General features: G+C 51.5%; 1 rRNA gene. It reads right to left on the minus strand.

The features are described 5' to 3' along the window. A 23S ribosomal RNA gene (locus tag V6944_RS23270) occupies nucleotides 1-901 on the minus strand; the annotation flags it as partial. Nucleotides 902-937 lie beyond the last annotated feature (36 nt).

The following is a 937-nucleotide window of genomic DNA, read 5'->3' on the forward strand; positions in this document are numbered from 1 at the left end:
GTTGGTAAGTCGGGATGACCCCCTAGCCGAAACAGTGCTCTACCCCCGAAGATGAGTTCACGAGGCGCTACCTAAATAGCTTTCGGGGAGAACCAGCTATCTCCCGGTTTGATTGGCCTTTCACCCCCAGCCACAAGTCATCCGCTAATTTTTCAACATTAGTCGGTTCGGTCCTCCAGTTAGTGTTACCCAACCTTCAACCTGCCCATGGCTAGATCACCGGGTTTCGGGTCTATACCCTGCAACTTAACGCCCAGTTAAGACTCGGTTTCCCTGCGGCTCCCCTATACGGTTAACCTTGCTACAGAATATAAGTCGCTGACCCATTATACAAAAGGTACGCAGTCACACCCCGAAGGATGCTCCCACTGCTTGTACGTACACGGTTTCAGGTTCTTTTTCACTCCCCTCGCCGGGGTTCTTTTCGCCTTTCCCTCACGGTACTGGTTCACTATCGGTCAGTCAGGAGTATTTAGCCTTGGAGGATGGTCCCCCCATATTCAGACAGGATACCACGTGTCCCGCCCTACTCATCGAGCTCACAACACATGCAATTTTGTGTACGGGGCTATCACCCTGTATCGCCGGCCTTTCCATACCGTTCCACTATCACACATGCTGATTCAGGCTCTGGGCTGCTCCCCGTTCGCTCGCCGCTACTGGGGGAATCTCGGTTGATTTCTTTTCCTCGGGGTACTTAGATGTTTCAGTTCCCCCGGTTCGCTTCATTACGCTATGTATTCACGTAATGATAGTGTGTCGAAACACACTGGGTTTCCCCATTCGGAAATCGTCGGTTATAACGGTTCATATCACCTTACCGACGCTTATCGCAGATTAGCACGTCCTTCATCGCCTCTGACTGCCAGGGCATCCACCGTGTACGCTTAGTCGCTTAACCTCACAACCCGAAGATGTTTCTTTCGATTCATCATCG

This window comes from Kluyvera sp. CHPC 1.2972, assembly GCF_036759925.1.
GTDB lineage: Bacteria > Pseudomonadota > Gammaproteobacteria > Enterobacterales > Enterobacteriaceae > Kluyvera.